Source organism: Pseudomonas sp. MWU13-3659 (assembly GCF_023757525.1).
Taxonomy (GTDB): domain Bacteria; phylum Pseudomonadota; class Gammaproteobacteria; order Pseudomonadales; family Pseudomonadaceae; genus Aquipseudomonas; species Aquipseudomonas entomophila_E.
Map to the genome: position 1 here is coordinate 1 of NZ_JAMSHW010000089.1, position 901 is coordinate 901.

At 62.6% G+C, this 901-nt stretch carries 1 protein-coding gene; it reads left to right on the forward strand.

Annotated features, from left to right (window positions below; genetic code table 11):
* The coding region (locus NGM28_RS28420; protein WP_252092548.1) for an immunoglobulin-like domain-containing protein at nucleotides 1-901 on the forward strand (901 nt) is incomplete at both ends.

Sequence of the window (901 nt, forward strand, 5' to 3'; positions counted from 1 at the left end):
TGCGGCTCAAGGCGATGACGTATTCAAGGACGGCAGCTCGCTGACCGTCGGCATCACTGATGCCACCGTCACCGGCAAGACCTTCGAAAACCTGGAGCTCGGCGGTTCCGCCACCGTGCAGATCACCGACACCGTCAGCGAAGTCGTCGCGACCCTGACCGCCGACAAGACCACTGTCAGCGAAGGCGGCCAAATCACTTACACCGTCACCCTGACCAACGCCCAGGGCCTGTCGGTCACCGGCCATAACGGCCTGACCTTCACCCTGAGCGATGGCACCAAGGTCACCGTGCCTGCGGGCAGCGCCACTGGCACCTTCACCATCAATGCGCCGGACGACGTGTTCGTCGGCGGCCAGCCTTCGATTGTCAACAAACTGGAGTCGGTTACCGGCGCGGACAACTTCGAGAAGTTGACCCTCGGTGACAACACTGTCACCACCACCGTCACCGACGAGCCAGGCACCGGCACCCCGGGCACCGGCAACGAAGGCGACAAAGTCGCCGTCACCATCGTCGGCAACGGCGATGTTAACGAGGCCCAGCAGCCTTCGTTCACCGTCAAGGTCAGCCAGAAACTCGACCAGGACCTGACCGTCACCCTGTCCAACGGCGACAAGGTCACTATTCCGGCTGGTCAGACCCAGGTCGAGTACAAAGCGCCGGCGCAAGGTGAAGACGTCTTCAAGGATGCAGGTCCGCTGACCATCGGCATCACTGACGCCGCAGTCGCTGGCAAGACCTTCGAGAACCTGGAACTGGGTGGCTCGGCCACCGTGCAGATCACTGACACCACCAGCGAAGTCGTCGCGACCCTGACCGCCGACAAGACCACGGTTTCAGAAGGCGGCCAAGTCACCTACACCGTGACCCTGACCAATGCCCAGGGCCTGTCGGTCACT